This window comes from Methanobrevibacter sp., assembly GCF_017406825.1.
In the GTDB taxonomy this organism is placed as follows: domain Archaea; phylum Methanobacteriota; class Methanobacteria; order Methanobacteriales; family Methanobacteriaceae; genus Methanocatella.
Genome location: NZ_JAFQXT010000051.1, coordinates 25,923 through 50,748 on the forward strand (window position 1 = coordinate 25,923; position 24,826 = coordinate 50,748).

33 protein-coding genes and 1 pseudogene are annotated in these 24,826 nt (G+C 35.8%); 24 read left to right on the top strand and 10 right to left on the bottom strand.

Annotation, left to right across the window (positions count from 1 at the left end; all coding sequences use genetic code 11):
- The first annotated feature begins 1 nt into the window (after nucleotide 1).
- On the top strand, nucleotides 2-991 hold the full coding sequence (locus IJF99_RS08890) for a methanogenesis marker 2 protein (RefSeq protein ID WP_292794432.1): 990 nt from the start codon (nucleotides 2-4) through the stop codon (nucleotides 989-991).
- Between the two features lie 123 nt (nucleotides 992-1,114).
- On the opposite strand, the gene IJF99_RS08895 is transcribed toward IJF99_RS08890, so the two are convergent.
- The 4 genes from IJF99_RS08895 to IJF99_RS08910 all read right to left on the bottom strand — a co-directional run bounded on the left by IJF99_RS08895 (nucleotide 1,115) and on the right by IJF99_RS08910 (nucleotide 3,757).
- Entirely contained in the window at nucleotides 1,115-1,918 is an 804-nt protein-coding gene (locus IJF99_RS08895) for a hypothetical protein (RefSeq protein WP_292794435.1), read from the bottom strand.
- Between the two features lie 25 nt (nucleotides 1,919-1,943).
- Nucleotides 1,944-2,540: a hypothetical protein gene (locus IJF99_RS08900; RefSeq protein WP_292794437.1), complete on the bottom strand. Its 597-nt coding sequence runs from the start codon at nucleotides 2,538-2,540 to the stop codon at nucleotides 1,944-1,946.
- The gene (locus IJF99_RS08905) at nucleotides 2,534-2,869 is read right to left on the bottom strand and encodes a hypothetical protein (RefSeq protein ID WP_292794439.1); all 336 of its coding nucleotides are present in this window, start codon (nucleotides 2,867-2,869) and stop codon (nucleotides 2,534-2,536) included. The genes IJF99_RS08900 and IJF99_RS08905 overlap by 7 nt, the downstream gene beginning before the upstream one ends.
- 141 nt (nucleotides 2,870-3,010) lie before the next feature.
- Nucleotides 3,011-3,757: a thermonuclease family protein gene (locus tag IJF99_RS08910; protein WP_292794441.1), complete on the bottom strand. Its 747-nt coding sequence runs from the start codon at nucleotides 3,755-3,757 to the stop codon at nucleotides 3,011-3,013.
- Between the two features lie 124 nt (nucleotides 3,758-3,881).
- Between IJF99_RS08910 and IJF99_RS08915 the strand changes: the two genes are divergently transcribed.
- The 9 genes from IJF99_RS08915 (at nucleotide 3,882) to IJF99_RS08955 (ending at nucleotide 12,176) form a co-directional block, all read left to right on the top strand.
- Complete coding sequence (locus IJF99_RS08915) at nucleotides 3,882-5,423, top strand: methanogenesis marker 3 protein (RefSeq protein ID WP_292794444.1); 1,542 nt, start codon at nucleotides 3,882-3,884, stop codon at nucleotides 5,421-5,423.
- Nucleotides 5,401-5,871, top strand: a complete 471-nt coding sequence (locus IJF99_RS08920; protein WP_292794446.1) for a methanogenesis marker 6 protein — start codon at nucleotides 5,401-5,403, stop codon at nucleotides 5,869-5,871. The genes IJF99_RS08915 and IJF99_RS08920 overlap by 23 nt, the downstream gene beginning before the upstream one ends.
- A 9-nt stretch (nucleotides 5,872-5,880) precedes the next feature.
- Entirely contained in the window at nucleotides 5,881-6,339 is a 459-nt protein-coding gene (locus IJF99_RS08925; RefSeq protein WP_292794448.1) for a methanogenesis marker 5 protein, read from the top strand.
- A gap of 1 nt (nucleotide 6,340) precedes the next feature.
- Nucleotides 6,341-7,582 carry a methanogenesis marker 15 protein gene (locus tag IJF99_RS08930; protein WP_292794450.1) on the top strand — a complete coding sequence of 414 codons (1,242 nt, stop codon included), beginning with the start codon at nucleotides 6,341-6,343 and terminating at the stop codon, nucleotides 7,580-7,582.
- Nucleotides 7,583-7,601: 19 nt separating this feature from the next.
- Nucleotides 7,602-8,162, top strand: coding sequence for a methanogenesis marker 17 protein (locus tag IJF99_RS08935; RefSeq protein ID WP_292794452.1), 561 nt, complete (start codon nucleotides 7,602-7,604; stop codon nucleotides 8,160-8,162).
- Between the two features lie 66 nt (nucleotides 8,163-8,228).
- On the top strand, nucleotides 8,229-9,095 hold the full coding sequence (locus IJF99_RS08940; protein ID WP_292794455.1) for a radical SAM protein: 867 nt from the start codon (nucleotides 8,229-8,231) through the stop codon (nucleotides 9,093-9,095).
- An 84-nt stretch (nucleotides 9,096-9,179) separates the two neighbouring features.
- On the top strand, nucleotides 9,180-10,100 hold the full coding sequence (locus IJF99_RS08945; RefSeq protein ID WP_292794457.1) for a manganese-dependent inorganic pyrophosphatase: 921 nt from the start codon (nucleotides 9,180-9,182) through the stop codon (nucleotides 10,098-10,100).
- Nucleotides 10,101-10,349: 249 nt separating this feature from the next.
- Complete coding sequence (gene mtnA, locus IJF99_RS08950) at nucleotides 10,350-11,279, top strand: S-methyl-5-thioribose-1-phosphate isomerase (RefSeq protein ID WP_292794460.1); 930 nt, start codon at nucleotides 10,350-10,352, stop codon at nucleotides 11,277-11,279.
- 570 nt (nucleotides 11,280-11,849) lie between these two features.
- Nucleotides 11,850-12,176 carry a hypothetical protein gene (locus tag IJF99_RS08955; protein ID WP_292794463.1) on the top strand — a complete coding sequence of 109 codons (327 nt, stop codon included), beginning with the start codon at nucleotides 11,850-11,852 and terminating at the stop codon, nucleotides 12,174-12,176.
- A gap of 31 nt (nucleotides 12,177-12,207) precedes the next feature.
- On the opposite strand, the gene IJF99_RS08960 is transcribed toward IJF99_RS08955, so the two are convergent.
- On the bottom strand, nucleotides 12,208-13,209 hold the full coding sequence (locus IJF99_RS08960) for a class I SAM-dependent methyltransferase family protein (protein ID WP_292794465.1): 1,002 nt from the start codon (nucleotides 13,207-13,209) through the stop codon (nucleotides 12,208-12,210).
- 36 nt (nucleotides 13,210-13,245) lie between these two features.
- Here IJF99_RS08960 and dph5 point away from each other — a divergent pair, with 36 nt between their 5' ends.
- A complete protein-coding gene (gene dph5, locus IJF99_RS08965; protein WP_292794467.1) occupies nucleotides 13,246-14,037 on the top strand; it encodes a diphthine synthase in 792 nt (263 codons plus the stop codon).
- A 378-nt stretch (nucleotides 14,038-14,415) separates the two neighbouring features.
- Here the strand turns inward: dph5 and IJF99_RS08970 are convergent, their stop codons facing one another.
- Entirely contained in the window at nucleotides 14,416-15,351 is a 936-nt protein-coding gene (locus tag IJF99_RS08970; protein WP_292794470.1) for a 3-hydroxyacyl-CoA dehydrogenase, read from the bottom strand.
- Nucleotides 15,352-15,433: 82 nt separating this feature from the next.
- On the opposite strand from IJF99_RS08970, the gene IJF99_RS08975 reads away from it, so the two are divergent.
- Nucleotides 15,434-15,916, top strand: a complete 483-nt coding sequence (locus IJF99_RS08975; RefSeq protein WP_292794473.1) for a hypothetical protein — start codon at nucleotides 15,434-15,436, stop codon at nucleotides 15,914-15,916.
- A 13-nt stretch (nucleotides 15,917-15,929) separates the two neighbouring features.
- Nucleotides 15,930-16,373, top strand: coding sequence for a GNAT family N-acetyltransferase (locus IJF99_RS08980; protein ID WP_292794476.1), 444 nt, complete (start codon nucleotides 15,930-15,932; stop codon nucleotides 16,371-16,373).
- A 153-nt stretch (nucleotides 16,374-16,526) separates the two neighbouring features.
- On the opposite strand, the pseudogene IJF99_RS09510 reads toward IJF99_RS08980, so the two are convergent.
- A pseudogene (locus IJF99_RS09510) lies at nucleotides 16,527-16,586 on the bottom strand (hypothetical protein); the annotation flags it as partial.
- A gap of 32 nt (nucleotides 16,587-16,618) precedes the next feature.
- Between IJF99_RS09510 and IJF99_RS09515 the strand changes: the two are divergent.
- On the top strand, nucleotides 16,619-16,804 hold the full coding sequence (locus IJF99_RS09515; protein WP_366931266.1) for a hypothetical protein: 186 nt from the start codon (nucleotides 16,619-16,621) through the stop codon (nucleotides 16,802-16,804).
- Here IJF99_RS09515 and IJF99_RS08990 read toward each other — a convergent pair.
- The gene (locus IJF99_RS08990) at nucleotides 16,791-16,913 is read right to left on the bottom strand and encodes a hypothetical protein (RefSeq protein WP_292794481.1); all 123 of its coding nucleotides are present in this window, start codon (nucleotides 16,911-16,913) and stop codon (nucleotides 16,791-16,793) included. The two genes, IJF99_RS09515 and IJF99_RS08990, sit on opposite strands and share 14 nt — an antisense overlap.
- Before the next feature lie 35 nt (nucleotides 16,914-16,948).
- A complete protein-coding gene (locus tag IJF99_RS08995; RefSeq protein WP_292794483.1) occupies nucleotides 16,949-17,113 on the bottom strand; it encodes a hypothetical protein in 165 nt (54 codons plus the stop codon).
- Nucleotides 17,114-17,269: 156 nt separating this feature from the next.
- On the opposite strand from IJF99_RS08995, the gene IJF99_RS09000 reads away from it, so the two are divergent.
- The 3 genes from IJF99_RS09000 to IJF99_RS09010 all read left to right on the top strand — a co-directional run bounded on the left by IJF99_RS09000 (nucleotide 17,270) and on the right by IJF99_RS09010 (nucleotide 18,854).
- Nucleotides 17,270-17,425: a hypothetical protein gene (locus IJF99_RS09000; protein ID WP_292794485.1), complete on the top strand. Its 156-nt coding sequence runs from the start codon at nucleotides 17,270-17,272 to the stop codon at nucleotides 17,423-17,425.
- Between the two features lie 85 nt (nucleotides 17,426-17,510).
- Complete coding sequence (locus IJF99_RS09005) at nucleotides 17,511-18,428, top strand: hypothetical protein (RefSeq protein ID WP_292794487.1); 918 nt, start codon at nucleotides 17,511-17,513, stop codon at nucleotides 18,426-18,428.
- Nucleotides 18,429-18,431: 3 nt separating this feature from the next.
- Nucleotides 18,432-18,854 (top strand): PsbP-related protein, encoded by a 423-nt coding sequence (locus tag IJF99_RS09010; protein WP_292794489.1) that lies wholly within the window; start codon nucleotides 18,432-18,434, stop codon nucleotides 18,852-18,854.
- On the opposite strand, the gene IJF99_RS09015 is transcribed toward IJF99_RS09010, so the two are convergent.
- Nucleotides 18,846-19,589, bottom strand: a complete 744-nt coding sequence (locus tag IJF99_RS09015) for an archaeosine tRNA-ribosyltransferase (protein WP_292794491.1) — start codon at nucleotides 19,587-19,589, stop codon at nucleotides 18,846-18,848. The two genes, IJF99_RS09010 and IJF99_RS09015, sit on opposite strands and share 9 nt — an antisense overlap.
- A gap of 184 nt (nucleotides 19,590-19,773) precedes the next feature.
- Between IJF99_RS09015 and hdrC the strand changes: the two genes are divergently transcribed.
- From hdrC to IJF99_RS09050, 7 genes are all read left to right on the top strand, one after another.
- On the top strand, nucleotides 19,774-20,736 hold the full coding sequence (hdrC, locus tag IJF99_RS09020) for a CoB--CoM heterodisulfide reductase subunit C (protein ID WP_292794493.1): 963 nt from the start codon (nucleotides 19,774-19,776) through the stop codon (nucleotides 20,734-20,736).
- A 22-nt stretch (nucleotides 20,737-20,758) separates the two neighbouring features.
- Entirely contained in the window at nucleotides 20,759-21,646 is an 888-nt protein-coding gene (gene hdrB, locus IJF99_RS09025) for a CoB--CoM heterodisulfide reductase subunit B (protein WP_292794495.1), read from the top strand.
- 190 nt (nucleotides 21,647-21,836) lie between these two features.
- Nucleotides 21,837-22,103: a DUF749 domain-containing protein gene (locus IJF99_RS09030; protein ID WP_292794498.1), complete on the top strand. Its 267-nt coding sequence runs from the start codon at nucleotides 21,837-21,839 to the stop codon at nucleotides 22,101-22,103.
- Complete coding sequence (locus tag IJF99_RS09035) at nucleotides 22,100-22,627, top strand: DUF2096 family protein (RefSeq protein ID WP_292794500.1); 528 nt, start codon at nucleotides 22,100-22,102, stop codon at nucleotides 22,625-22,627. The genes IJF99_RS09030 and IJF99_RS09035 overlap by 4 nt, the downstream gene beginning before the upstream one ends.
- 10 nt (nucleotides 22,628-22,637) lie before the next feature.
- Nucleotides 22,638-23,327: a metallophosphoesterase gene (locus tag IJF99_RS09040; RefSeq protein WP_292794502.1), complete on the top strand. Its 690-nt coding sequence runs from the start codon at nucleotides 22,638-22,640 to the stop codon at nucleotides 23,325-23,327.
- A gap of 112 nt (nucleotides 23,328-23,439) precedes the next feature.
- On the top strand, nucleotides 23,440-24,351 hold the full coding sequence (locus tag IJF99_RS09045; RefSeq protein WP_292794504.1) for a 2-phosphoglycerate kinase: 912 nt from the start codon (nucleotides 23,440-23,442) through the stop codon (nucleotides 24,349-24,351).
- Nucleotides 24,332-24,718 (top strand): CBS domain-containing protein, encoded by a 387-nt coding sequence (locus tag IJF99_RS09050; RefSeq protein WP_292794506.1) that lies wholly within the window; start codon nucleotides 24,332-24,334, stop codon nucleotides 24,716-24,718. The genes IJF99_RS09045 and IJF99_RS09050 overlap by 20 nt, the downstream gene beginning before the upstream one ends.
- Nucleotides 24,719-24,826 lie beyond the last annotated feature (108 nt).

The window sequence follows — 24,826 nt, forward strand, 5'->3', positions numbered from 1 at the left end:
ATTGGATTTTAAAAATCTTGTTAAGGAAATTCAAGAATTTAAGGGAGTGTCACGTAAAAGCTCAATCGATAATGTAATATCTCTTCTAAAGGAATCATATAATGTTTCAGGAGATGTTGTAATAGACATAGGCGATGATGCTTCAGCCATTGACATTGGAAATAATCAGGTCATACTGCTTGCTGCCGACGGAATATGGGGGGACATCATGAATGTAAACCCCTATTGGGCAGGATATTGCTCAGTACTTGTCAATGTAAATGACATTGCTGCAATGGGAGGAAAACCATTGGCAATGGTCAATATAATGTCAATAAGCAATGATGACATTTACGAGGATTTATTGAATGGAATCAAGGACGGATGTTTGAAATTCAATGTCCCCATGGTGGGAGGACACCTTCACCCCGACGGCGAAGTCGACTCATTGGGCGTAGCCATTGTAGGAATAGCTCAAAAAGATAAGATGATCACCAGTTTCGGGGCGGAAGTTGGAGACAGGGTTATTGTCGCAATAGACCTTGACGGCAAGCCCCATGAAATGTTTAGCTTAAACTGGGACACCACTTATGACAAAGATGCAAAGCTGGTTCAGGACCAGATTACTGCAGTCCAATACTTGGCGGAACATGATTATATAAAATCAGGAAAAGACATTTCAAATCCGGGAATATTGGGAACTCTTGAAATGCTTCTCGAGACTTCCGGAAAAGGAGCTATTGTCAATCTGGAGGATATTCCAAGAAATGAAAGAATTGAATGGGTAGACTGGCTCAGATCGTATCCAGGTTCAGGTTTTGTTTTTACAGCAAGCGAGGAAAAATGCGATTTTATCAAGGAATATCTGGCAAAATACTCTATTGAAGCAAATGTCGTCGGTGAAGTAACTGACTCTAATTCACTTTATTTAAACTATAAAGACGAGCAGATGGAAGTTTTTAATCAGGAAAAGAATCCTGTTTTTATTTCAGATCGTGTTTTGAGGAAATAGGGACTGTTCTCGATTGAATTTTGATTTCATTTGAAGGATGTCCATATATAATTTAATTGGGAATAATATCTTGAATCGGAATTTTTCACATCTATGAAATTTTCATTGGAGAAATTATTCTTATTACTTTTTCTTTTTATTCATTTTTTGGGCTTGTTTATAGAATAGGTAGACAATTATCATTGATATGCCGTATGTGATTATTTTATCAAGTATTGTTTTTGCATTGATAATGCTATTTGTTGGGTAAAATATTGTTTTCCCAATAGTTAGGAATATAAGTAGAGCATATAACGCTATTGTTATTGCTAGGAAATATAAACATCCTTTTTTAGTTCTAATTTCAAACGGAGCAATCCTGTTTATAACATGAGGTAGGACCAGTATGGCTTGGAAAATCAATGTTATAATCAGAACAATATTCTGATTGATATCTGAATTTAAAATGAAACTAAATCCAAAAATACCTGCTATTAAGCTAATTATCGGATAAATTGGAGGATAACCTAAGAGAATTTCATTATTAACAATACAACTTGAATCATTAAATGGTTTTCTTCCAAATATCAAACTAATGATCGGTATAATGAAAAATACTGAGCATTGCAAACTTTTTGAGAAAAATCCCATAAAATAAGAACAACCTAAAATCAGGTATAGTAATGCAGGCAACCATACAGAAAAAAGTAAAGTTTGATACTGATAAGTTGAAAACATATGGACTTCAGATAGTACCTCATAATGTTGTTCAATTGGTTCTTTAAAAATAAATGGAAATGTAAGGCTATAAGCCATAACATAAAACAAAGACAATATTAAAAAACAAAAAATATCATGAGTAATCAAATAATCATTAATTTCACTGATTGTTGGAACTAATAATATGCATTGAATAACAATTAATACTTGTATACCATATCTATCCAATTTAATTCCCCTTTCATAAAATTTTTCATAAATATAATCCTTGAACAAAACTGTAAGCAGTACTACCTAAAGCTTCTTTATCCCCGACAGCATACTTATTTAATTCATAACCAATCACTATTAAACTAATTCCAATCAAAAAAGGGATTAGAATAGGTGTTGATATCGTACCAACAATTAAAAGAGGTATTGAATACTCTAAAAGAATTGCTGCACTGGATAATGATAAACTTGCGGTCACTTCAGCTAAAATTTTTTTATCTTTTTCACTGAGTATAAAACTATAATTGGAACTTATATTTCCTTTGTATCTAAGTTGTTCGGTTATTGAACCCACCATTACCTCCACGAACAGGAATGGGCAGGTCGTATTGCCTGCTTGTGATATTGCTCCCTTGTATGTAAAATTATCATAATTGATTAAATCATATATTAATCCTGAATTTATATTGTATAACCAACTGCAATTTTCATTATCTTCTAATTGTATTGTTAGAGTTTCATTATCAGTTGTTATTGTGTAGTTTCTACCATTTAATATTTCTGTAAAAATTGTATTTAATGAGGAATTGCTTTTTCTACCGGTTAATTCTAAGGATTTTGATTCTATTTCTCCTAACAATAATGATGATATTGCTTTGCATATGTAGGCATCATTGGTTTGGTGCCGTTGAATTCTAATCCTAAGATCGGATTTGTTGTATGTATGTATGCATTGTAATTAAAATCAATTCCACTCAAAACAACTGCACACCCGTTGCGGGAATTATCATAAAAATAAAAAGTAAAATTGGTATCATTCCCATATACTTTATCAAGATTGCCACAAATAATAGAGGAATAATTGTTTGATAAAAGCATATTGTCTTCAGATTCTTCTTGTATAACTTGTGATGTACTCAGTTCTTTCTCACTGAGGGTTAGGTTTTCACAGGTATCACTAATTTCCAAACAAGTAGTATCATTCGTGTTTTCCGCTGAAACATGGGATATACTAATGCAGAAAAATAATACAATTATAATTAAACAAAATTTTGATTTCATAACAATTAAAACTCTTTTACTATACGCTCTTTGATTAGATTATTTAAACTATGGATTGCACCGCTTGCAGGGCACGTATCCCTGATTTATCGCATCATCCCTATTTGAAAAGAAAACCTTATTTCCTTCAGACATGTCGCTGACGCTTGGACATGATGCCACATGGAACTTGCCGCTGTTCGCATTTCCGACATAGTTTGCTGAATCTGATGAGCTTGTGGATTGGGAACTTGTTGGTGTTTTGGCGGTTGATGATGAGCTGTGATAATGGGATACTGGAGTATTGTCATTTGCCCAGTCAAAAGGATAGAATTCGCTTGGAGGCATATACATTATCTCAGCAAGGCCTTCCTTTAAAAGCATTTCGTTGACATTTCTGCCGTTGACGATAAGAACGCCCAGGGTTCTGCCGTACTTGTCTGAATGTTTTCGGTCATCAATGTCTATGCCCACTTTTTTATTTAAACACAGCTTCTGAACGAAATTTTTGGAAACAATATATCCTTCAACTCCTCTTTCGGGAGTGTTTACTCCCACCAAACGTATCTTGTCACCATTATCCAGGTAAACGGTATCTCCGTCAACCACCTGAACACAAATGCCGCTTTCTTCCACATGACAGTCAGTTCTGTTGTATTTGCTCAATATGTCTGATGCGGACAGGTCATAGTATTTTGAACTTGGTATATTGTGTGAAAAGCCGGTACCTGTGTATGCGCTTGCTATTGAGAGGGCTCCTACAGCAATAATTAAAATGATCAGTAGGAAAATGATATGCTTTTTTGATAGTTCCATAGTTTTCACTCCACATTATATTGTTATAATTTTGTGTTAATATAATTTTCTAAATCAAATAAATAATTATTTTATAGTATGACATCAAATATATATAATATTAAAAATTCTTATTGGAGATTGTATGTTAATTAAAATTAATGGAGAAGAGGTAGATGTGGCAGATGCTTCAACAATCCAGGATGTGATTGGTGAAACTAACGCCCCTTATACTCCAGGAAGTATTATTTGCTTAATAAAAGGTAAAAAAGAATTGGAAAAGAACATTAGCAAGTATAAAATTAAAACAAACAAGGGTTCAATAATTATTCAATTAGACGAGTCCGATGAGGCAAGGCCTCTAGTAGACGTGTGGAAAAATCAGTATGAGGATTTTGTTGATTTGGATGTCAGATGGTCGACTTCAACAGAGGTTGCCGTGGGTCCTATTGTAACTGATTTGGAACCTACTTCCGATGAATTTAAATATTTTGAAGGAGATGTTGTTTTAAGTTTATCTAGTTTTAGTAATGAGTCTACTCATTTAATAATGCTTAAAGAGAATACTACGAATATCTATAGTGTGCCTCCATTCAATAAAGGTATTTTCGCCCGAATTATCGGGGGTAAGAAAACATTGGATAATTTGACAGATGATGATAAGATTACAGGCATAGAGCCTATCATCGAAAGAAGCACATCAACCGACATCGTTTCCGTTTCAGATTTAAGCACTGTTTTAGAAGAGGGAAATGAACTGTACACTTATATCTCTTTTGATATCGATGAGGATTCCCCAACATGTGTAGAGCATTTATTTTCAATTATCAAAGACGGTAGAATTAAAGTCTCATATGACAGCGAATCATTCATTGGTTTTTATGACCTTGCAGGCATCGATAAACCTAAAGAGAACACCACTCAAAGAACCCGTGGAACAATCACGGTTAGGAATACTGGTGTAGGTGTGGGAAAGGTATACATTTATCGTGAAAACAGGGTTTTAACTCCAAATCACACAACTGTCGGCAAGATCGTAAACGGTATGGAAATCATTGATGTTGCAAAGGAAAATGAATTCATCACCGTTAAGGCAGAACAGCAAAGGTTGATGTTGTTGAATAAAACACAAAAAGAGGCCACTGAATTGTTATCACAGGCCGGTGTTGAACACATGATAGACGGATTGGTTGATGATGATGCGATTATCGTCGAGCAAACCCCGTTGCATACAATTGATATTCAAAAAGAAGGCCAGGTAATTACAAAAGCAATCAAAAAAGAGGATTTATGCACAATCAAATTTGTGGATAACGCTCCAAGATCAGTAAGATACTTTAAATATATTTCTGGGCTTTTGGAAAATCCAATAGGAAAAATCAAAGTTCACTTTGCAGTGCCGGGAATGCACATTGTTATCTTCGAGGGAGATAAGAAAATTGCCAAAGGTTTGATACCTGAAAACACCCCGGTTGAAAAAGTTATAAGAGGTCAAATTGGAATAACAAACATGGCTTCAAAGAGTGCAGGTCTAATCGGCATCAGGTTTGAGGATAATTATGATTTCGGTCCGACTGCAGAAAGCTTTGATGCTACAAATATAATTGGAGACATTACATCTGATTATGATCATCTAGAAGAATTAAAAGAGGGAGTTGAAGTTTATGTCACAGAATCTGACCATTAGTCCCGAATTGGGTACAGAAGATTGGGATCCGGATGTAATTACTCGTATGATTTTTATCGGACCGGGAGCTCATGTAAGCGAACAGGAAATCGTAACCGCATTCCACATGCTTGATTTGCCGTTAACAATCAAAAATACATGTTACGGGTCCATGATTAGTGGAAAAAGTGAAGATGTCTATAAAGCGATAGAGGAAATCAGAAAACTCGACCCGAACCACATTTTCACAAAGGAAAGAGGATTCGCTCCAGGTGATCCTAGACGTTGCAGGGGCCATAGGTTTGGTCCTAGGGAAGGTTTCCATCAGATGGAAAAAGAGTACAGAATACTTGGTTTTGTCGCTAATGCGCTGGAAGAGCGTAAAGACGTGGAAATTGAAGAGAAAAAACCGGTTGACGTTGATGAATTTAAAAAAATCATGAATGAATGTTTAGATAAGAAAGAATAGGTGAAAAACATGGTGAAAATAGCTGTTTATCCTCCAAACTCATTAATCTTAGCAGATTTAATTGAAAGAAAAGGTCATACTCCTTTAGTTTTACAAAAACAAATTAGGCAAAAAATCAAAGACCCGGAGATTGATTCTCCGCCGATGAACATTACGGAAGACGACCCAATCAAAGGTCTAAAATATGCGGCAATCGAAGTTCCTTCCGGTGTTCGGGGCAGAATGGCAATTATAGGGCCACTTATAGATGAAGCGGAAGCCGCAATTGTCGTTGACAATGCGCCATACGGTTTTGGTTGCATAGGTTGTGCTAGAACTAATGAGCTGTCAATATTCTTACTTAGAAACAAGGACATTCCTGTTTTGGAACTGACTTATCCTACAAATCAGGACGAAACCTATTTCATGGTAAATAGCGTCAATGACTTTATAGACTCACTTGAAGAAACTGATAAGGGGGAAGAATAATATGGTTAAAATTGCATTAGTTTCATGCGGAACAGAATACAGTGGAATTCAAAAAGAGATTGAAAAGGCGGCAAACAAGTTTGGTGCCGAAATTGTTCTTCCTGAAATTGATTTGGATTACATTGATGAATCTTATGAAAAATTCGGATTTTCAGCACAGAGTTCAAGTTTAAAACTCATGATTGCAAGGGCAATGGCCATTGTTGAAGGAAGATCCAGACCTGATGCGGTGTTTATCGCAACCTGTTTCAGATGTGCTGAAGCAGCATTGGTTAGAAATGAGGTAAGAAGATTTATTCAAAATAACACACGCATTCCAGTAGTTACATATTCATTTACTGAAAGAACCAAAGCGGATGAATTATTCATTCGTATGGAAGCGTTAGCCACTACTGTAACTCGCAGAAGCATTCTCGCTCGTGAAAAACAGGAAGGCCTTACTCTTGGTCTTGACTCAGGTTCAACCACTACAAAAGCGGTTCTTATGGAAAACAACCAGGTCATTGGTACCGGTTGGACTGCAACTAAAGATATTATTGAATCAGCAAAAACCGCAGCGGCAGAAGCTTTTGAGGGAACCGGTTATAATTGGGATGATGTTGACGGAATTGGAACTACAGGTTACGGCAGATTTACAATGGGTCAGGAATTCGGAGCGGAGCTTATCCAGGAGGAGTTGTCTGTTAATGCAAAAGGCGCCGTATATCTTGCGGACTGCCAAAAAGGTGAGGCAACCGTATTGGATATAGGTGGTATGGACAACAAGGTAATTACTGTAAACAACGGTATTCCGGATAACTTTACTATGGGAGGTATCTGTGCCGGTGCGTCCGGAAGATTCCTTGATATGACTTCCCGTAGGCTGGACGTCGACATTACCGAACTTGGTCCGTTGGCCGTTCAGGGTGACTGGAGAAAAGCAATGCTCAACTCTTACTGTATAGTATTCGGTATTCAGGACCTTGTTACCACACTTGCTGCCGGAGGTTCAAAGGCTGATGTTGCAGCGGCGGCATGTCACTCCGTATCAGAGCAAGTTTATGAACAGCAGCTTCAGGAAATTGATATCCGTGAACCGTTAATCCAAGTGGGTGGAACAAGTTTGATTTCAGGTCTTGTTGAAGCGGTAAGCGAAACTTTAGGTGGAATTGAAGTCATTGTTCCGGAATATTCCCAGCATATCGGTGCTGTAGGAGCAGCTCTTTTGGTATCCGGAATGGGACACAGGCATGACGATAAATAGTTTTTAAAGGGTTGGTTATATGTTAGTTGAATGCTATGATGAGAGAGGAGCGGAAGTTTATGAAATCATCATAAAACAAATCTTTCAGGATTTGGTTTTAGGAGCTTCTGTGGATGATTTGAAAGCCTATGTTAATCCTGATGATCCTGTTTTTGTCTTGGCCATTAAAATGAGAAAGACTTCAAACGTCATTAAATTTGAGGATGTAGCGAATTTAACTTATGATAAGGCTGGTGATGTTACAACAATATTGATCGATAATGAGAATTACCTTCCGAATATTTTGAAAATCCTATGGATGCAGTTTTCAAGGGATGAGATTTATCAGCCAAACAGGTATCAGCTTGAAATCAAGGGTGACCACACTAAACTGGAATCTGTCGTTGTGGATGATCCTCATTCTAATTTGCAAAGGCGTATTTATGATGCAATCTTCAGGATTTTGCCTGAAGGGTTTAAAAACATTAAGGATTTGTCCACCAAAGACATCATAACTGTTGTGGCTACTGATGAGTTAATTAAGGACGAATGGATTGAAAAGGCTCATGAATTTATAGATGAATTGAACAGGGGCATGTAGAAAGATTTATATATTTGTTCGTATCAATACAAATTAACAGGAGTTATATTTGAGGAGATTGGTATTATGAATGAACACAACGGTTCAAGATTCGCACATATAACAAAAGCACATCCATGCTTTAATGAAAAAATGCATGATAAAGTCGGAAGAGCACATGTGCCGGTTGCACCTAAATGCAATATCTTTTGCAACTTCTGTACAAGAGATATTAATAATGAAGAGGACAGACCGGGTGTTGCAGGCTGCATTATGAAACCTGACGATGCAATTGCTCATGTCAATGATGTAACTGCAGAAGGACCTATTTCTGTTGTCGGTGTAGCGGGGCCTGGAGATTCACTTGCAAATGAGGAGACATTCGAATTCTTTGAAAAATTGGCTGCTGAACAGCCTGACTTAATTAAATGCATGAGTACAAACGGACTTTTACTTCCAAAATATGCAGACAGATTGGCTGAACTAGGAGTAAACTCCGTTACAGTAACAATCAATGCAATCGATCCGGATATTGCGGTTGATATCTATTCTTTCATCAAATATGAGGGTAAGATATATAAAGGTTATGAGGCTGTTGAAATTCTAATCAAAAACCAGCTGGACGGTGTTGAAAAAGCTGCGGCCAATGGTCTGGTGGTTAAGGTCAATTCAGTATTGATTCCTGGATTGAATGATGAACACATCGTTGAAATAGCCAAAGAGGTTAAAAAGCGAGGCGCAGCATTAATGAACGTATTGCCTTTGATACCTTTGGCCAAAATGAAACATTACTCTCGTCCCGACTGTTCTATGATGGAAAGCGTCAGAGAACAAGTTGAAGAGATTATACCAGTATTCAGGGCATGTACCCAATGCAGGGCTGACGCTTACGGAATACCGGGTAAGAAAAGCGAAGACCATCATTTAGGAATGACTCCACAAAGTCATTACTAAATCTTTTTTTTTAAATGCAAACCTATAAATTAACTGTTGTAAAGATATTATTGTATATCAAATTAATGTAATAGGTTAGATAATATGGTAGAAACTTATGTTTTTGGACATAAAAGTCCGGATAGTGATACAATAACATCAAGTATTGTAATGGCTAATTTAGAAAACGAGTTGGGCAATGCTGATGCGAAGGCGTACAGATTAGGAAATGTTAATAAGGAAACAGAATTTATCTTGAATTATCTGAATTTGGAAGCACCTGAACTTTTGGAAAGTATTGAAGACGGTGCTAATGTAATATTGGTTGACCATAACTCTCCAGCGGAATCCGTTGACAATCTTGAAAATGCCAATATATTAAAAGTTGTTGACCATCATAAATTGGCATTGGAGACTTCCTATCCTTTATTTTTAAGGTTTGAACCGGTAGGATGCACTGAAACTATATTATGTAAACTATATGAGGAAAACAATGTTGAAATCACAAAAGAAATCGCAACATTAATGCTGTCTGCAATCATTTCAGACACTTTACTTTTAAAATCCCCAACCACAACCGAAGATGATAAGTTAGCGGTTGAAAAACTTGCTGAAATCGCTGAACTCGATGCTGAGGAATATGGTTTGGAAATGCTTAAGGCAGGTACTGATTTGAGCAGTTTCACTATTGACGAGATTTTATCTTTAGATGCAAAGCAAATCGATTTTAAGGATGTCAAATCAATTGTAAACCAGGTCAACACTGCAGATATCAGTGATGTGATGGCAATGAAAGATGATTTGGAAGAGGGTATGAATAAAATAATCGAAAAGGAAAATCTTGACCTGTTCATGCTTTTAATCACAGATATTGTAAACAGCAATTCCCAGGTCATCGCATTAGGAAAAGATGCAGATTTGGTTGAAAAGGCATACGGAGTAATACTGGAAAACAACACCGTATTACTGGAAGGCGTTGTTTCACGTAAAAAACAGGTTGTTCCTATTATGACTGAAAATGCCTAATTGTATTTAGGATATCCTAAATAGATGTTGATTTTAAGTTTTAACATAAATATTTATAAATGATAATTGAAAAAAATATTAATTAGATGTATTTTTAATACATCTCTAATCAATCCATTTTGGATATTAAATTAGACGGGAAGCATAATTATAAATACTCTATGCATTTTTGCATAACAAAAATTAGGAACTAACATTAATTATGCTTTCAATTTTTTAAACTTATTTTTTTAGATATTGGGTGTTAATATGAAAACACTTGAATGGGAAGATAATAAATTAAAACTCATTGATCAAAGAAAGCTTCCTGATGAATTGACCTACGTGTACTGTGAAAATTATCAGGACGTTATTGTTGCAATAAAAAACATGACCGTGCGTGGCGCACCGGCTATTGGAGTATCGGCAGCTTTTGGAATGGCACTGGCAGACATTGAGGGTGTTGATTTAACTAAAGCCGCAGAAGAGATAAAGGCTGCAAGGCCAACTGCTGTTAATCTGTTCTGGGCTGTTGACAGAGTGCTTGAAAGTGAAGACGCACTTGCGGAAGCGCTTAAAATGTATGATGAGGACATGGCTACAAACAGGGCTATCGGAAAATTCGGCGCTGAAATAATAGATGATGGCGATACAGTTCTAACCCACTGTAATGCAGGAGCTCTTGCATGTGTCGATTATGGGACTGCTCTTGGAGTATTCAGGGCCGCGCGAGATGCGGGAAAAAACATCAACGTAATCTGCGATGAGACCCGTCCGAGAGGTCAGGGAGCAAGCTTAAGTGTTTGGGAAATGCAGCAGGAAAACATTCCGGTGAAATTAATCCCTGATGTGGCTTCTGGATATTTGATGTCTCAAGGAAAAATCGATAAGGTGGTCATCGGCGCTGACAGAATCGCCAAAGGCGGCGTAGTCAATAAGGTAGGCTCATTTATGGTGGCGCTTGCAGCAAAATACCATGACATACCATTTTATGTGGCGGCACCCTACTCTACATTTGACAACGAGATTTCCATTTTTGACACAGTTATTGAAGAGAGGGACGGGGATGAAGTGAGATATTATGGCGGTGCAAGAATCTGTCCTGAAGGAACTGATGTCATCAATCCGGCTTTCGACATAACACCGAAGGAATTGATCACAGGAATCATTACCGAAAAGGGAATTATTGATCCGATTTAATCAATAATTCTTTCTTTAATTCTTAAATGTTCTTATAATTCTTATTTTTTGATATTACTAATGTCAGTAAGTACTTGCATGCAAAAACCTTTATATGGGCGATATTTGATATAATTAATTGTACTTATATCGAGTACAAAAAATAACTATTCCCCCCCAGTAAAGTAAGGTAGGATTAACCTATGGAACTTTACTTTTTTTACAGCTAAAAAACGGAGTTTTAAAACTCAAATTGACAGGCTAGGAATAAGGGTGTGTTCTTAGTCTTGAAAATAGTTAACTCCTCAATTCATGGAGGTTGAGGATTCTTGCTTCATGGACTGTATGCCCTAATGGGCATGGGATTGCCGTGCTATCTCCTCAGTCCCTGAAGTTCAACTATCCATTTTCTAATCATTTTTTCATTATAAAACTATTTAAAGAATGAAATTTAAAGTATTAAATAACATTTTTATGAATTTCTACATATTTCAATCAAAATAAGGTTATTTGAGTTTCATTTTTGATTATGATTTACAATATTTTGTAAAACTAGAGATTTAAAATTGTTAATAATCAATGAGGGATTTTATGGAAATTAAAAGTGGAAAAAGTAAAAAATATCCTCCTTTAATCAAGGATTTGGTCACTGAACTATTAAAAGATGACTTTGTACATTTCAAAATATTATGTGCAAATGAGGTTCATCATTTCAACAAAGATGAGGATACAATCATCGAGTTTGAAGAAACCTATGTAAAAGAAACCAGAGATAACGGGGACATGCTTTATATTGCTTATCCGGATATTTTCAGAGTTAAATTATATAGGGATATGGATCAATATATCGAAGACGAAAAGAAATTTAATGCATTCAATGATGACGACTTATGGACTGGCAACAGAATCCAGTTCTAAACAATTATTAATCTGACAGATTAATAATTTCTTATTTTTTTATCCTTGCGTCAATGGCTACATGCCATTCGCCGGGAGATGTTGATTTTACCTTGCGTGTGTTGATTATTTCAACTTCCTTTCCGACTTTTCCGCATGCAACTTCCAGGCGTTTTATTCCCTGTTCATATGAATCAGAAAACTCATAATAATTAATTATGCCGCCATCTTCAATCAAATCAACTGCAACATCCAGGAAAGTGTAGGCAAGCCCAGGAAGGTTCATGATAATCCTGTCAAATTTTGTTTTAAATGATTTGCTGACTTTGCCGATATCTCCACAGCATGTTTGGATATTGCCTTTCAATTTGTTTAGCCGGATGTTTTCATTCAGATAGTAAATTGCGGATTCATTTATATCTACAGCAGTGATGTCGACATTCCTGTTTTTTGCAATGACAATGGGAAAAGGCCCGATTCCGCAGAACATGTCAAGAATCTTTTCACCATCTTTTACACTTTCCATAACGCGTTTTCGCTCGGTTGCAAGTCTCGGTGAAAAGTATACTTCACGAATGTCTAATTTCAAACGTGCACCATGTTCTTTATGGATGGTAACAGAGTCGTCTATGCCTGATAAAAATTCCAAATCACGCACGCGTGTTGTTCCTTTGATGGCGCTTTTTTTCATATAGATTGCTTTTCTTTTTGTGAATTTAAGGGCGGCATCTCCGATAATCTGTTTTTTGTCCTGCAAATCCTCCGGAATTTCCAGTATAACCACGTCTCCGATGGTGTCAAAGGAGGTTCTGAGATTTTCAATTTCATCAGGGGTCAGCTCATCCTTAAGTATTTCAGAAAAATTATGCGGGACTTTTTTCATGGGTTCCAAGTCAATATCCACAATCTCGTAGTCATCAATGTCATCATCAACGGGAATATATCCGTAATCTTTGTCGGCTTTAATCTTATATTCCATATTCATTAAGCCATTTTCCATTAATTTAATACGAGTATCATTTAATTGTTTTAATGGAACTTTTACACATTTCATAAAGTTATTTATGCTTAAATTATTATAAATAGTATTATGTTTTATTTAGTTGGTTTAGGATTATTTGATGAAAAGGATATTTCTCTTAAAGGATTGGAATGTTTAAGAAATGTAGATAAAATCTATGCTGAATTTTTCACATCAAGATTATTCGGATCAAGCTTTGAAGCTATTGAAGAGCTGATTGGTCAAAAGATAGAAGTTCTTGTCAGGGGGGAAGTTGAGGAGGAACACAAATTCATCGAGGAGGCTAGAACAAGTGATGTTGCCTTAATAACGGGAGGAGACCCTCTGATTGCAACCACTCACAGCGATTTTCTGGTTCAATGCCGCAAAAAGGAAATAGACTTCGAAGTGATTCACGGCTCATCAATCCTATCTTCAGCACCGGCTATTTCAGGACTTCAGGGATACAAGTTCGGCAAGGTGACCACAATACCGTTTCCGGATTATAATTTTTATCCGAAATCCCCTTATGAGGTTATTGAAGAGAATCTTAAGATGGATTTGCACACTCTTGTCTTATTGGATATTCAGGCTCATAAAGACCGTTACATGACTGTTAATGAAGGTTTGGAGTATCTGATGAGTATTTATAATGATTTGGACAGAGAAGGTCTGATTACTGATGACACTCTTGCCATGGGCATTGCCCGTGTTGGTTCAAGGGATGTGGCAGTCAAGGCGGGAAAAATCAGTGAACTAATAGATTTTGATTTCGGAGGACCGCTTCATTGCATAATCATTCCGTCCAAGCTTCACATTGTTGAAGCGGAATATCTGGTGGAAATTGCAGGAGCAGATCCTAAAATACTTGATGATGTTTAGTTTAAAAAAAGGGGGAGTTAGGAAGTAGTTGTGGTATTTTTCTACTTCCGATTGAACATACTAATCATTTTGGAGATTATAAAATGTTGACTGATGTTCATCATGATATGAAGTTTGCTTCATGTCGTATATAATTATGTTTTAATATTATTTAAATCTTTTTATTTTTCTTCGCAAAAAAATCTTTTTTTTTATTTAAAATAATGAATTTTAAAATATTAAAATAACACTTCACTTAATTCATTAATGAAATTGATTTTAATCAAATTATCAGGAAAGTTGAAAAAGTTTTTAAGGATATGAATAGTATTTCATATGAATGATTTTCCTGAAATCAAAAAAAAATAGAATGAAAGGTAAAGAAATCCTTTCATGATATTAATATTCGTAAAATCCTTTACCTGCATTAATACCGGTTTCACCAGCATCGATTTTTTCTTTAAGCATCTTAGCTATTTTGCCTGCAGTTGTATTAGGATCTTCTGATTCTGGATTCATAACAACAATATTGTAAGCGGTGGTTAAACCTACAATATCTAAGATATGGAATGGTCCGGCAGGAGCTCCAGTAGCCAGAATCCAGGTCTTGTCAATTGTTTCATGGTCTGCAACATCATTGGCAAGCAGGGCTTGTGCAGAGTTTAAGAATGGAACCAGTAATGAGTTTAAGATATATCCAGGTTGTTCCTTTTTAAGTTTTAAAGGAATCATATTTATATCTTCAGCGAATTGCACTACCTCATCGTAGTATTTTTGATTGGTTCCGGGATGGCCCATCACTTCAGCAGTGTTGTTTGCCCAGATGGTGTTTGCAAAGTGCAATGACAGGTATTTTTCAGGCCTTCCGGTATATTCGGCAAACATGGACGGAAGCAATGTTGATGAGTTTGTCACTAAAATTGTTTTTTCTTCCATGTATTTTGCAAGTTCTGTGTAAAATGCAATTTTCTGTTCCGGATTTTCAGCAATGGCTTCGATAATCAAATCGGCATCTGCAGCAGCTTCTTCATAACTTGTTGTCAATGTCAAGTTATCATATGCTGCTTGCGCTTGCTCTTTTAGTGCGTCAAGTTCATCGTTGCTCAAGTCTGTCTTTTTAGATAATCCTCTGCAATATGCAGCAGGATCGGTTTTCATTTGTTCTAGTGTATCTATGTAGATGTTTTTGAATCTTTCAAGCTTTGGTTTTGCTCTTTCAATGGAGCCTTCACTTCTAAGCCAGATTGTCACATCAAATCCACAGTAGGATGATTGAAGAGCAATTTGACTTCCAAGCACGCCTCCGCCTGCAACAACAACTTTTTTTATACTCATTTTATCACCTCTTGAATTGGTTAATAATAGTTTTATTTTCGATTATTTAAACTTATATGCTTTGAAGTTCAAAATAATAGTGATGGAGATTGATTTTGTATTGAATAGTTTACAAAAAAGAAATGATTCTTTAAGGTCACAACTAATTCATGAACAGTTGAAACATGGGGCATATAATTTCTCTTATTTCAGGAAGTTCCTGATTGTAATAAACGAATATAAAAAGCTTCGTTCTTTTTTTAAAGTTGCTTTCGTTGTTGATATAACTCAGCATGAGCTCATTCAGTGGTATGTCCGGGGCCAAACGGGTAATCCGAAATTCAGAGGCTTTTACCTGGCAATCAATGCAATAAATAATCAGAATGATGTCAGGCAAGACGTGATTGTTGATGAGGAAATTCCCCAGGACGAGTTTTCAGGTGAGGATGGGGAATTTATAATTTCCCAATACGGGGATGGCTGGAGTTATAAGACATTCATCGATGGCGAAAAAATATTCATCATCTCCAATGAGCTAAAAACCCTTAAAGAGAAAGTTAAAGCCAAACGCCTTCCTTTAAATTAACGGAGGAATATTTTTGAAATGGGAATTAAAAAGGTTCGGTGAACTGACAACAGTGGAACTGTATGAAATATTGAAATTGAGAGCGGAAGTTTTCGTCGTTGAACAGAATTGCGCTTATCAGGATTTGGATGATAAGGATCAATGCGCATATCATCTGTTCTTAAGGGATGATGATGAAATTGCAGCAGTCTTGAGAATTCTGCCGGAACATGTTTCATATGAGGAAATGGCAATCGGAAGAGTGATTGTTAAAAAGGCATATAGGGGCAGGGGCATCTCAAGGGAAATGATGAAAAAGGCAATGGACTTCATCATCATGGATTTGGGAAAAAATAAGATTCGAATGTCAGGCCAGGCCTATCTGACTGATTTTTACCAGAGTCTGGGCTTTAAAAAGGTTTCAGAGGAATATCTCGAAGACGGGATTGAACACTTCGAATTCCTCTTTGAATGTTAATTGACAAGAGAATCCTCATTCACAGGGAAAGTGAAATAGGTGTCCTGATAAGTCTTGTCTTTTAAGGTAAAATGCCGCCATTTCAGGTAATGGGTCAAACCCATGATTAGTCATTGCCTGGCGAAGTATCATACGATTATTGAACTGTTCAGAGGTAATGTTTTTGTAGTCTGGGTGGATTCTTTCACCAAAGTAATCGAATGTTCCGCCCATATCTACATCTTTTCCGGTTTTGGCATCGACTATTGTCGGTCGACTGCACTGCCTCTGCTATGTCCGGAATGATTGCTGATGTGGCCCTGTTCAAACAGCACGGATTTGTCGATTTCGGGATAGAATGCATCTTTAATGCGTGTGTCGCCAACATCTTCAACCCACTTTTTGAAATTTTCAACCGCTTTTTGAGGACGGTATGCATCATATATCTTTAGCCGATACCCTTTTTTTTACAAACTCGTCATTTGCCTCTTTAAGAGCATTCGCCGCTTCCTTGGTCAGTAGAGCAGTGGGCTGCTCGTATCCGTCAATGCAATCTCCCACAAAATTATATGTGGAATAGTATCTGGTTTCTAAAATTACATCCTGCCAACATCAGATGTCAATACGAAATCAGATGAATCGTTTGGGAGATCCATTTCATCATCACTATTCGCGTCAGCGGGGGTTTTGCTGAAATCGGCTCCCATTAGACATAGGGGGGTCATGAATATTAATGGAATAATTAAGTATTTGGCGTTCATATTACCATCTCTAAGAAATATTGTTCGCCACTTCATATATTCTTTTTCAGTTCCTGATTCAAATCATTATTAACGGAACAATGTTAATGTTTTCATGTCAATATGACTTTAAAATAAACTAAAACCTTTATTAAGTATTCTAAACAATCTATTCATATGGCTCGAAACAGACGCGTTACAATCAGCATCAATAATGACATTGACTTGAATTTTCGCAAAATAGCTTCCAGTAAGATGTTATTTAAAACTGGATGGTATTCCAAAGCTATAGAAGAAGCGATGTTATTATGGATTGAAAAAGAAGATAAATAAATTTTTTTCCTCTTTTTTTTCTTTTTTTAACATTAACTATTTAAATTAAACAAATCAAACTTATTATTATAGAGTGGTGTCAATAATGGAAAGTGATGATTTTAGAACTGTGAGAGTGTATACAAAAAAGTATACCAGTAAAGACAAGGACGGCAACACTGTCGAAAAAGAATCACAACAAAAGCAGGTCAGTCTCAAAAAAGAGGATCCTTTTGAAGATGATGATTTAGTAAAAGTGTTGTCCCAAAGCGATTATGAAAAATTAATTGATAATCAATTCTCTGATGAAAAACTTGATGAATTTTATCATACCATTGAAGGAAAAGACGCTGAGATTGAAGAGCTCAAAGGCCAAATCCAAACTCTTAAGGGTTCATTCTTCGACGATGTGGATTCACTTAAGGAACAGCTGTCCGATAAGGAGGAACTTTTAAAGGCCAAAGATGAAATTCATGAGTTAAACAAAAAGATTACCAAAATCGACGATGAAAGAGTAGCTATTTTTAAGGAACTCGATTATAAGAATAAGATGATTCTTGCCTATAATGTCGAATTGAACAAGTCAATTCTAAATGCAATCAATGTGGTGATTGATGAGGCAAGGGACAACATCAACAGAAGAAATGCCATTCTCGTTAAAGATTTGGAAAAATCCATTGAAAAATCAAAGCAGGAAGTAAATGAGAAGAATAAGGCTATAGCATATGATATAAAAAGCACTGTTGAAGACATGAATGAGCAGATAAGAAACACAAGCACTCTGAAAATGATACTCAACAAGAAAAAGATTAATTTAAGAGTGCCTACAGACGATTTACTCAAGCCATTCGACTTCGGATTTGACGTGGAACAGTTGCTTTCAGGCCAGGCTTTGGAACTTGATGCAGCCGAAATCCTAAAGGAAGTCATGCCAAAACTTCCAGAACCATTCTCCAAATATATTGACACTATCGATGAGGAAACTCCCGAAACCATAGATGTTTCGCCAAAAGATGAGGAATGATTCATGAAGACATTCAATACAGGAAAAATCACTTTTCAATATCCTGCCAAATGGGAAGTCGAAAAAGCCGATATACTTTCCAATCCTGATTGCATAGCCACTCTATCAAAAGGACAGGATAACCTAATCAATGCAGTCATGTTTCCCACCGCCACAAATCTTGACGATTATAAGATATTCATGGAAAATGCAATTTCGGATGATGGAGGTGTGATTCTGGCATCCGATTTCACTCAGATTGCAGGCAAGGACGCCATTAAACTCCATGCAAACATCGATACTCCGGAAATCAACTTTGATATTCACACTTATGTGTTCATTGAAGAAAAGAATATTTATATTTTTGAATTGCGTACTTTAGATATATCCGGTGAATCTGAAGGTGAATTCAAAGATATTGTGGATTCATTTAAGATTTTAAACTAATTGTGTGTATTCAAGCAGATAATCCATATGGTTTCTGTCAAGTATTTTTAAGGTTGAGATGTTTTGGGGAGTTGTTCCGGACCTTTCTTCCACCAGATTTCTCAATGATCTGTTTTTCATATGGGCATGGATTTCTTTTATAACAAATTCCATGTTCCTGATGTTTTCACTTTCAAGATCTTTTTGTGAAATGTCATCATAAAGCGGATAGGTATTCAAATCATATGCTTTAGTAGGGGTCTGCAAAACATTCAGATGACTGTAATAATTTGCAGAATCGGTTAAAAAGCCGTCAATTCCCATGTATACCAATATCGGCATGAAGGAAACTTCTGTAAATGAAAAAATAAAATAACTATTCTTTTTAGCTTCTTTTTTTAATGTGACAATAAGTTCCACCAAATCTCTTGAGTTGGTAAGTAATGCATCTCCATTGGCAATTATAAATCCGTTATATCCGATTTCTTCAAGTTCCTTAAGACATTTAACTCTTAAATCAATGTATTTTGAACCTTGAATCACTGCCACATCACATTCAGCTGCATTTTTTCTGGCTAGTCTTAATGTTTCTCTAACGTTAAATTCGGCAATTTCCCGGTCAACGTTATATGCGGATCCTTCGCTGGGAGCAATTTTCAAGTCATCTTTTGAGAATAATCTCGGACTCAATTCATCATCAATTTTACCGATTCTTCCTGGTCCGTCATGTGATTTTATTTCAAATTTCTTTATCATTTTTTCTTCCTTTTTTGTTCTTATGTAAATATATAATTATTTAGGCATATAAAAATTTTTCATTTAGTGTAATCATTTGGATTACACAAGCTAAAATTTTAGTAACCTTTATATATGTTCTTAAAAAGAATATTAGTATGGATTTGAGGAGATTATCCGATGATTGTCCCGAGGTGTGTTTTCAATGTCTATAATAAATCGTCTAAAATCCTTATTTAAAGGAGATAATGAAGAAATTGACATCAATGCTGATGTTTCAAACACATCTGATGATGTCCAAGTTACATCTTCAAAAACTGAAACTGAAACTGTCGTTACTGAAGCAGAACCAGTTGTAGAAGCTGAGGAAGCAACTGTGGAAGAATCAGCAGACAGTGTTGAAGATTTAGCTTCCGATGACATCGATCCTGTAGTGGAAAAAGTTGAAGCTATCGAGGAAGAAATCCACGAGAAAGTTGAAGCTAAAAAAGAAGAAATTCATGAAAAAGTGGAAGCTATCGAGGAAGAAATCCATGAGAAAGTTGAAGCTAAAAAAGATGCCATAGAAGCTAAAAAAGATTCAAATAATAATGATAAAGAGAGAGATAAAATGACTTTATTGACTGATAAAGAATTATTAACTGATGCAAATCGTGATCCAGATTTCACTGCTGAATTCATTGATTCTGGAATCGAAACTGTAAAACACTGTTTCCAATGCGGTACCTGTAGTGGAAGTTGCCCATCTGGAAGAAGAACTCCTTACAAAGTAAGACAAATCGTCAGAAAATGTTTACTTGGATTAAAAGAAGAAGTAATCACTGATGATGCTTTATGGATGTGTACCACTTGTTACACTTGCCAAGAAAGATGTCTTAGAAGTGTTAAAATTGTGGAAATTATCAAAAAAGCACGTAACATTGCTGCTCACGCAGGTTACATGGCAAAACCTCACAAAATGACTGGAGTTTTCGTAATCAACACTGGTCACGCAGTACCTATTAACGATGCTGCTAAAGCTTTAAGAGTTAAAATTGGCCTTCCAGAATTACCACCAACAACTCACAGTTATCCTGAAGCATTAGAAGAAGTTCAAAAATTATGTAAAATTACCGCATTTGATGAATTAATCGGTTACGATGAAGCAACCGGCGGATTAAAAGAATAAATGAATTGAGGAGAGTTATAATATGGAAATCGCATACTTCTTAGGTTGTATCATGAACAACCGTTATCCTGGTGTTGAAAAAGCTACCAGAAAATTATTCGAAGCATTAGATATTAAATTAACTGATATGGAAGGAGCATCATGTTGTCCTGCTCCTGGTGTATTCGGTTCTTTCGATGAAGAAACCTGGGCTACAATCGCAGCTCGTAACTTAACTATTGCTGAAGACATGGGTGCTGACATCATGACCGAATGTAATGGATGTTTCGGTTCATTATTTGAATGTAACCATATCTTACAAGAAGATGAAGAAAAAAGAGCTAAAGTTAACGCTAACTTAGCTGAAATCGGCAGAGAATACAAAGGTACTGTTAATGTTAAACACTTCGCTCAAATTTTAAGAGACGATGTCGGATTTGAAAAATTAGCTTCATTAATTGAAAAACCTTTAGACTTAAATGTTGCTGTACACTACGGCTGCCACTTCTTAAAACCTACCAAAACTATTGGTATTGAAGACAACGCAGAAAACCCATCTATTTTAGATGACCTTGTAGAAATCACTGGTGCTAAATCAGTAGACTACAAAGACAAAATGATGTGCTGCGGTGCAGGTGGAGGTTTAAGAGCAAGAGATTTAGATGTTACTACCAGTTTCACTAAAGAAAAACTTGACCACATGACCGAAGCAGGCGTAGACGCAATCGTTAACGTATGTCCTTTCTGTCACATGCAATTTGACCAAGGTCAAGTTGAAGTAAACGAAAGATACGGAACTGACTTCGCATTACCAGTATTCCACTTAGCTCAATTATACGGATTAGCTATGGGATTATCTGCTGAAGAGTTAACTTTCGATGCTCAAAAAATTGACGCAACTCCAGCTATTAAAAAAGCATTAGGAGAATAGTTAAGGATTATTAATCCTTATCTTTTATTTTTTTTAGGTATTGAAAACACAATTCGGGTTTAGTTATCCTCGTGATAACTATTTTTTTTACAAAGAATTTTTTTGTTTGATTAAATACGAATAATTCGTAATCATGTTTATATATTAAGTGGTTAAATATATTAATGTAACAATAATTAGAGGTGTAATTATGTTTGTAGCAACATTAGATGGAATATTCAAATATTCTGACCTTCCAGAAGAATATGAACCTTACGTTCAATTCAAAGCAACTATTGATAAAAGAGAACTCAAATCTGATGATGAAATAGCAATTCTAAACATTGCAGGAACTTCCACTCATCATGTTTTATTTTTAGATTCATATAGTAGTACTAGCGAAATTGAAAGAGAACTTAAAGACGCAGATGCTAAAATCAATCACACTACTCTAAAAATAATAGGTGGACATTTATGAGTTTGCCATCAGAACAAAACTGGTTAATTCTAAATCATCTTTTAAAAGATTTGACAAAAAAAGGATATAAAATCCCAAGTGGAATTAACCCTGAGATGGGAATAATCAGATCAACAATCAGTTCATATAAAAGAGATCCTTCCCATCCTGATTTGATTAACGGTTTGGCAAAAGCAGAAATGTCATTAAACAATATTCAAGGAACTCTCTTGGCTATAGCTGAAGAAGAAGGCGAAGAATATGCTGATGAATGGCTTGACTTATTGAAACAGGCCATGCAAGGAAAAGAAGTATTTGAATTTGCAGATTCAAGGTCAAAATTCTTGGTTAACAGCCCTCCGGGTTTAACAACCGGTAGAATTAACTTAAGGGTGCCTTTGGCTGAAGAAAGAGTTCAGGAAATTGCAGAATGGAATGGACTTATCATCGAGTATGACGATGATGTGACTATTCAACTGCATGGAGATAAGGAAGACCTTAAATTCGGCTTAAAAGAAATGGGTTCTTTCTTTTTAGAAGATTAATGGTGATTATATGGTTAAAATATTAGCTATTAGTGATATTCACGGCGAAGAAAATGAAAACTTATATGCTTATTTGAACAATAATGATATAGATTTGGTTTTAATCTTAGGGGATATTACCGATTTCGGACCTCTGGACTTTGTAGAGACATTCATCAATAAGGTAGCCGATTGTGGAGTGGACGTAATAGCAATTCCGGGCAATTGCGACCCTAACGGAATTTGTAATGCTATTAATGACGTATCATTTTGCCTTCACAACAATATAATTGCATATGGAGATGCAATATTATTCGGTTTTGGAGGGTCTAATCCAACTCCATTTGACACACCGGGTGAAATGGATGATGACAAAATCTACAGACAGGTATATGATTTGTTAGCTAACTATGATTATGTTTACAATACTGATGTTCCTAAGGTGAAAATTTTAGTCACTCATGCACCTCCTTTCAACACAGAAGCTGATAGGGTTGAAAACGGTGAGCATGTCGGAAGTCCGGGTATTTTAAAATCAATACACGAGTTTGAACCTCAAATAAACTTATGCGGACATATTCATGAAGCCAAATCCCTAAGTAAAATTGGAAAAACTACTGATGTAGCAAATCCAGGAATGCTTAGAGACAACGGAGCTGTCTTAATCGATGTAATTGACGGCTCTAATTATGAAATAAGCATTATTTCATTAGAAGAATGAATCATTCTTCTCTATTTTTTCTATTTTTTTTAGTAAATATCCAAATTCAAATAAAAAATTATATTTACGATTACATTAAGATATTAATTTAGATATTTTAGGAGAGATTATCATGATATGGGTTACTGGAGATGTTGAGGGCAAAAAGTATAAAGAGCCATTTTCCAAAGGAATCATGTCCAGGTCCCTGAATGTTGCGGATATCGGTATTGAAAGGGCCCATGAAATCGCCAGTGATATTGAAGCGGATTTAATTAAAAATAATATCACTGAAATTTCCAGTCAGAATTTGGCTGATGTTGTATTGAATCATCTTGAATCCGTTGATTCAAAAATCGCTGTCAAATACAAAAATTTGAGGGCTTTAAGAACTTCCAAAAAGCCATTGATTATTTTAATCGGTGGAGCGTCAGGAGTGGGCACATCTTCAATGGCATTCGAACTTGCTAATAGATTAAGATTAAAAAACCTTATAAGCACTGATATGATTCGCGAAGTAATGCGTAAGATCGTCTCCAAAGAACTGAGTCCTGTGATTCATAAATCAAGTTTCGATGCATATGAAAGCATAAGAATACCGGCTATCCGAGTGGATTCCGTTATTGAAGGATTTATCAGTCATGTGGATGTTGTTAATGTGGGAATTGAAGCAATCATTGAAAGATCTGTAAAAGAGGGAATCAGCACAATCATCGAAGGGGTTCATGTGGTTCCAGGATTCATAAGAAAAGACTTGATTGAAGATAATAATATCATTATTTTCACATTGACTGTTGATGATGAGGAAGCTCATAAACAAAGATTTTATTCAAGATGCAGACAGCCATGGGTTAAAAGGTCTCTTGAAAGATATATGGATAATTTTGATACAATCAGAAAAACTCAGAATTTTTTAGTCGAACAGGCTAAAATTCATCATACTCGTGTAATTAACAATAGGGATATTAACGAAACCATTGATTTGATGGTTGAGGATATTCTTGATAAATTTGTGGGTGCGGAAAATGTTGAACAAGAAAGTTAAAGATATAATGACATGTGATGTAATTACAACTACCTCCGATGTCGATGTTGTAAATGCGTTTGAAAAGTTAATGGAACATAAAATCAGTTCTCTTCCGGTTTTGGAAGATGATAAGTTAATTGGTATTATAACTGCAACTGATGTAGGGCACAACCTAATTTTGGATAAATATGAATTGGGAACCAGTGTCAAGGAAATAATGATTGAGTCTGTGGTTACAGTTTCCCCTGAAGACACTATTGAAACCGCCATTAAAGTAATGAAGGAAAGTGCTTCATCAGGTATTTTAAATCAGCTTCCTGTCGTTGATGGGGATAAATTAGTTGGAATTATTTCTGATGGAGATATTATTCAAGAGATATTCTAATATTTCCTTTATTTTTTTATTATTTTTTAAATTTAACTGTTTTCAGCTTGTTACTGGAAATGACTTTTTTTCCAGTATTGTTTTTTTAATTTATTTTTTTGTTATTTT

What these genes read in the sequence shown, in the direction of transcription:
- IJF99_RS08910 (WP_292794441.1), bottom strand. Translation starts at nt 3,757, where the DNA reads ATGGAACTATCAAAAAAGCATATCATTTTCCTACTGATCATTTTAATT.
- IJF99_RS08915 (WP_292794444.1), top strand. Translation starts at nt 3,882, where the DNA reads ATGTTAATTAAAATTAATGGAGAAGAGGTAGATGTGGCAGATGCTTCA.
- IJF99_RS08920 (WP_292794446.1), top strand. Translation starts at nt 5,401, where the DNA reads ATGTCACAGAATCTGACCATTAGTCCCGAATTGGGTACAGAAGATTGG.
- IJF99_RS08925 (WP_292794448.1), top strand. Translation starts at nt 5,881, where the DNA reads ATGGTGAAAATAGCTGTTTATCCTCCAAACTCATTAATCTTAGCAGAT.
- IJF99_RS08930 (WP_292794450.1), top strand. Translation starts at nt 6,341, where the DNA reads ATGGTTAAAATTGCATTAGTTTCATGCGGAACAGAATACAGTGGAATT.
- IJF99_RS08935 (WP_292794452.1), top strand. Translation starts at nt 7,602, where the DNA reads ATGTTAGTTGAATGCTATGATGAGAGAGGAGCGGAAGTTTATGAAATC.
- IJF99_RS08940 (WP_292794455.1), top strand. Translation starts at nt 8,229, where the DNA reads ATGAATGAACACAACGGTTCAAGATTCGCACATATAACAAAAGCACAT.
- IJF99_RS08945 (WP_292794457.1), top strand. Translation starts at nt 9,180, where the DNA reads ATGGTAGAAACTTATGTTTTTGGACATAAAAGTCCGGATAGTGATACA.
- mtnA (WP_292794460.1), top strand. Translation starts at nt 10,350, where the DNA reads ATGAAAACACTTGAATGGGAAGATAATAAATTAAAACTCATTGATCAA.
- IJF99_RS08955 (WP_292794463.1), top strand. Translation starts at nt 11,850, where the DNA reads ATGGAAATTAAAAGTGGAAAAAGTAAAAAATATCCTCCTTTAATCAAG.
- IJF99_RS08960 (WP_292794465.1), bottom strand. Translation starts at nt 13,209, where the DNA reads ATGAAATGTGTAAAAGTTCCATTAAAACAATTAAATGATACTCGTATT.
- dph5 (WP_292794467.1), top strand. Translation starts at nt 13,246, where the DNA reads ATGTTTTATTTAGTTGGTTTAGGATTATTTGATGAAAAGGATATTTCT.
- IJF99_RS08970 (WP_292794470.1), bottom strand. Translation starts at nt 15,351, where the DNA reads ATGAGTATAAAAAAAGTTGTTGTTGCAGGCGGAGGCGTGCTTGGAAGT.
- IJF99_RS08975 (WP_292794473.1), top strand. Translation starts at nt 15,434, where the DNA reads ATGGAGATTGATTTTGTATTGAATAGTTTACAAAAAAGAAATGATTCT.
- IJF99_RS08995 (WP_292794483.1), bottom strand. Translation starts at nt 17,113, where the DNA reads ATGAACGCCAAATACTTAATTATTCCATTAATATTCATGACCCCCCTA.
- IJF99_RS09000 (WP_292794485.1), top strand. Translation starts at nt 17,270, where the DNA reads ATGGCTCGAAACAGACGCGTTACAATCAGCATCAATAATGACATTGAC.
- IJF99_RS09005 (WP_292794487.1), top strand. Translation starts at nt 17,511, where the DNA reads ATGGAAAGTGATGATTTTAGAACTGTGAGAGTGTATACAAAAAAGTAT.
- IJF99_RS09010 (WP_292794489.1), top strand. Translation starts at nt 18,432, where the DNA reads ATGAAGACATTCAATACAGGAAAAATCACTTTTCAATATCCTGCCAAA.
- IJF99_RS09015 (WP_292794491.1), bottom strand. Translation starts at nt 19,589, where the DNA reads ATGATAAAGAAATTTGAAATAAAATCACATGACGGACCAGGAAGAATC.
- hdrC (WP_292794493.1), top strand. Translation starts at nt 19,774, where the DNA reads ATGTCTATAATAAATCGTCTAAAATCCTTATTTAAAGGAGATAATGAA.
- hdrB (WP_292794495.1), top strand. Translation starts at nt 20,759, where the DNA reads ATGGAAATCGCATACTTCTTAGGTTGTATCATGAACAACCGTTATCCT.
- IJF99_RS09030 (WP_292794498.1), top strand. Translation starts at nt 21,837, where the DNA reads ATGTTTGTAGCAACATTAGATGGAATATTCAAATATTCTGACCTTCCA.
- IJF99_RS09035 (WP_292794500.1), top strand. Translation starts at nt 22,100, where the DNA reads ATGAGTTTGCCATCAGAACAAAACTGGTTAATTCTAAATCATCTTTTA.
- IJF99_RS09040 (WP_292794502.1), top strand. Translation starts at nt 22,638, where the DNA reads ATGGTTAAAATATTAGCTATTAGTGATATTCACGGCGAAGAAAATGAA.
- IJF99_RS09045 (WP_292794504.1), top strand. Translation starts at nt 23,440, where the DNA reads ATGATATGGGTTACTGGAGATGTTGAGGGCAAAAAGTATAAAGAGCCA.
- IJF99_RS09050 (WP_292794506.1), top strand. Translation starts at nt 24,332, where the DNA reads ATGTTGAACAAGAAAGTTAAAGATATAATGACATGTGATGTAATTACA.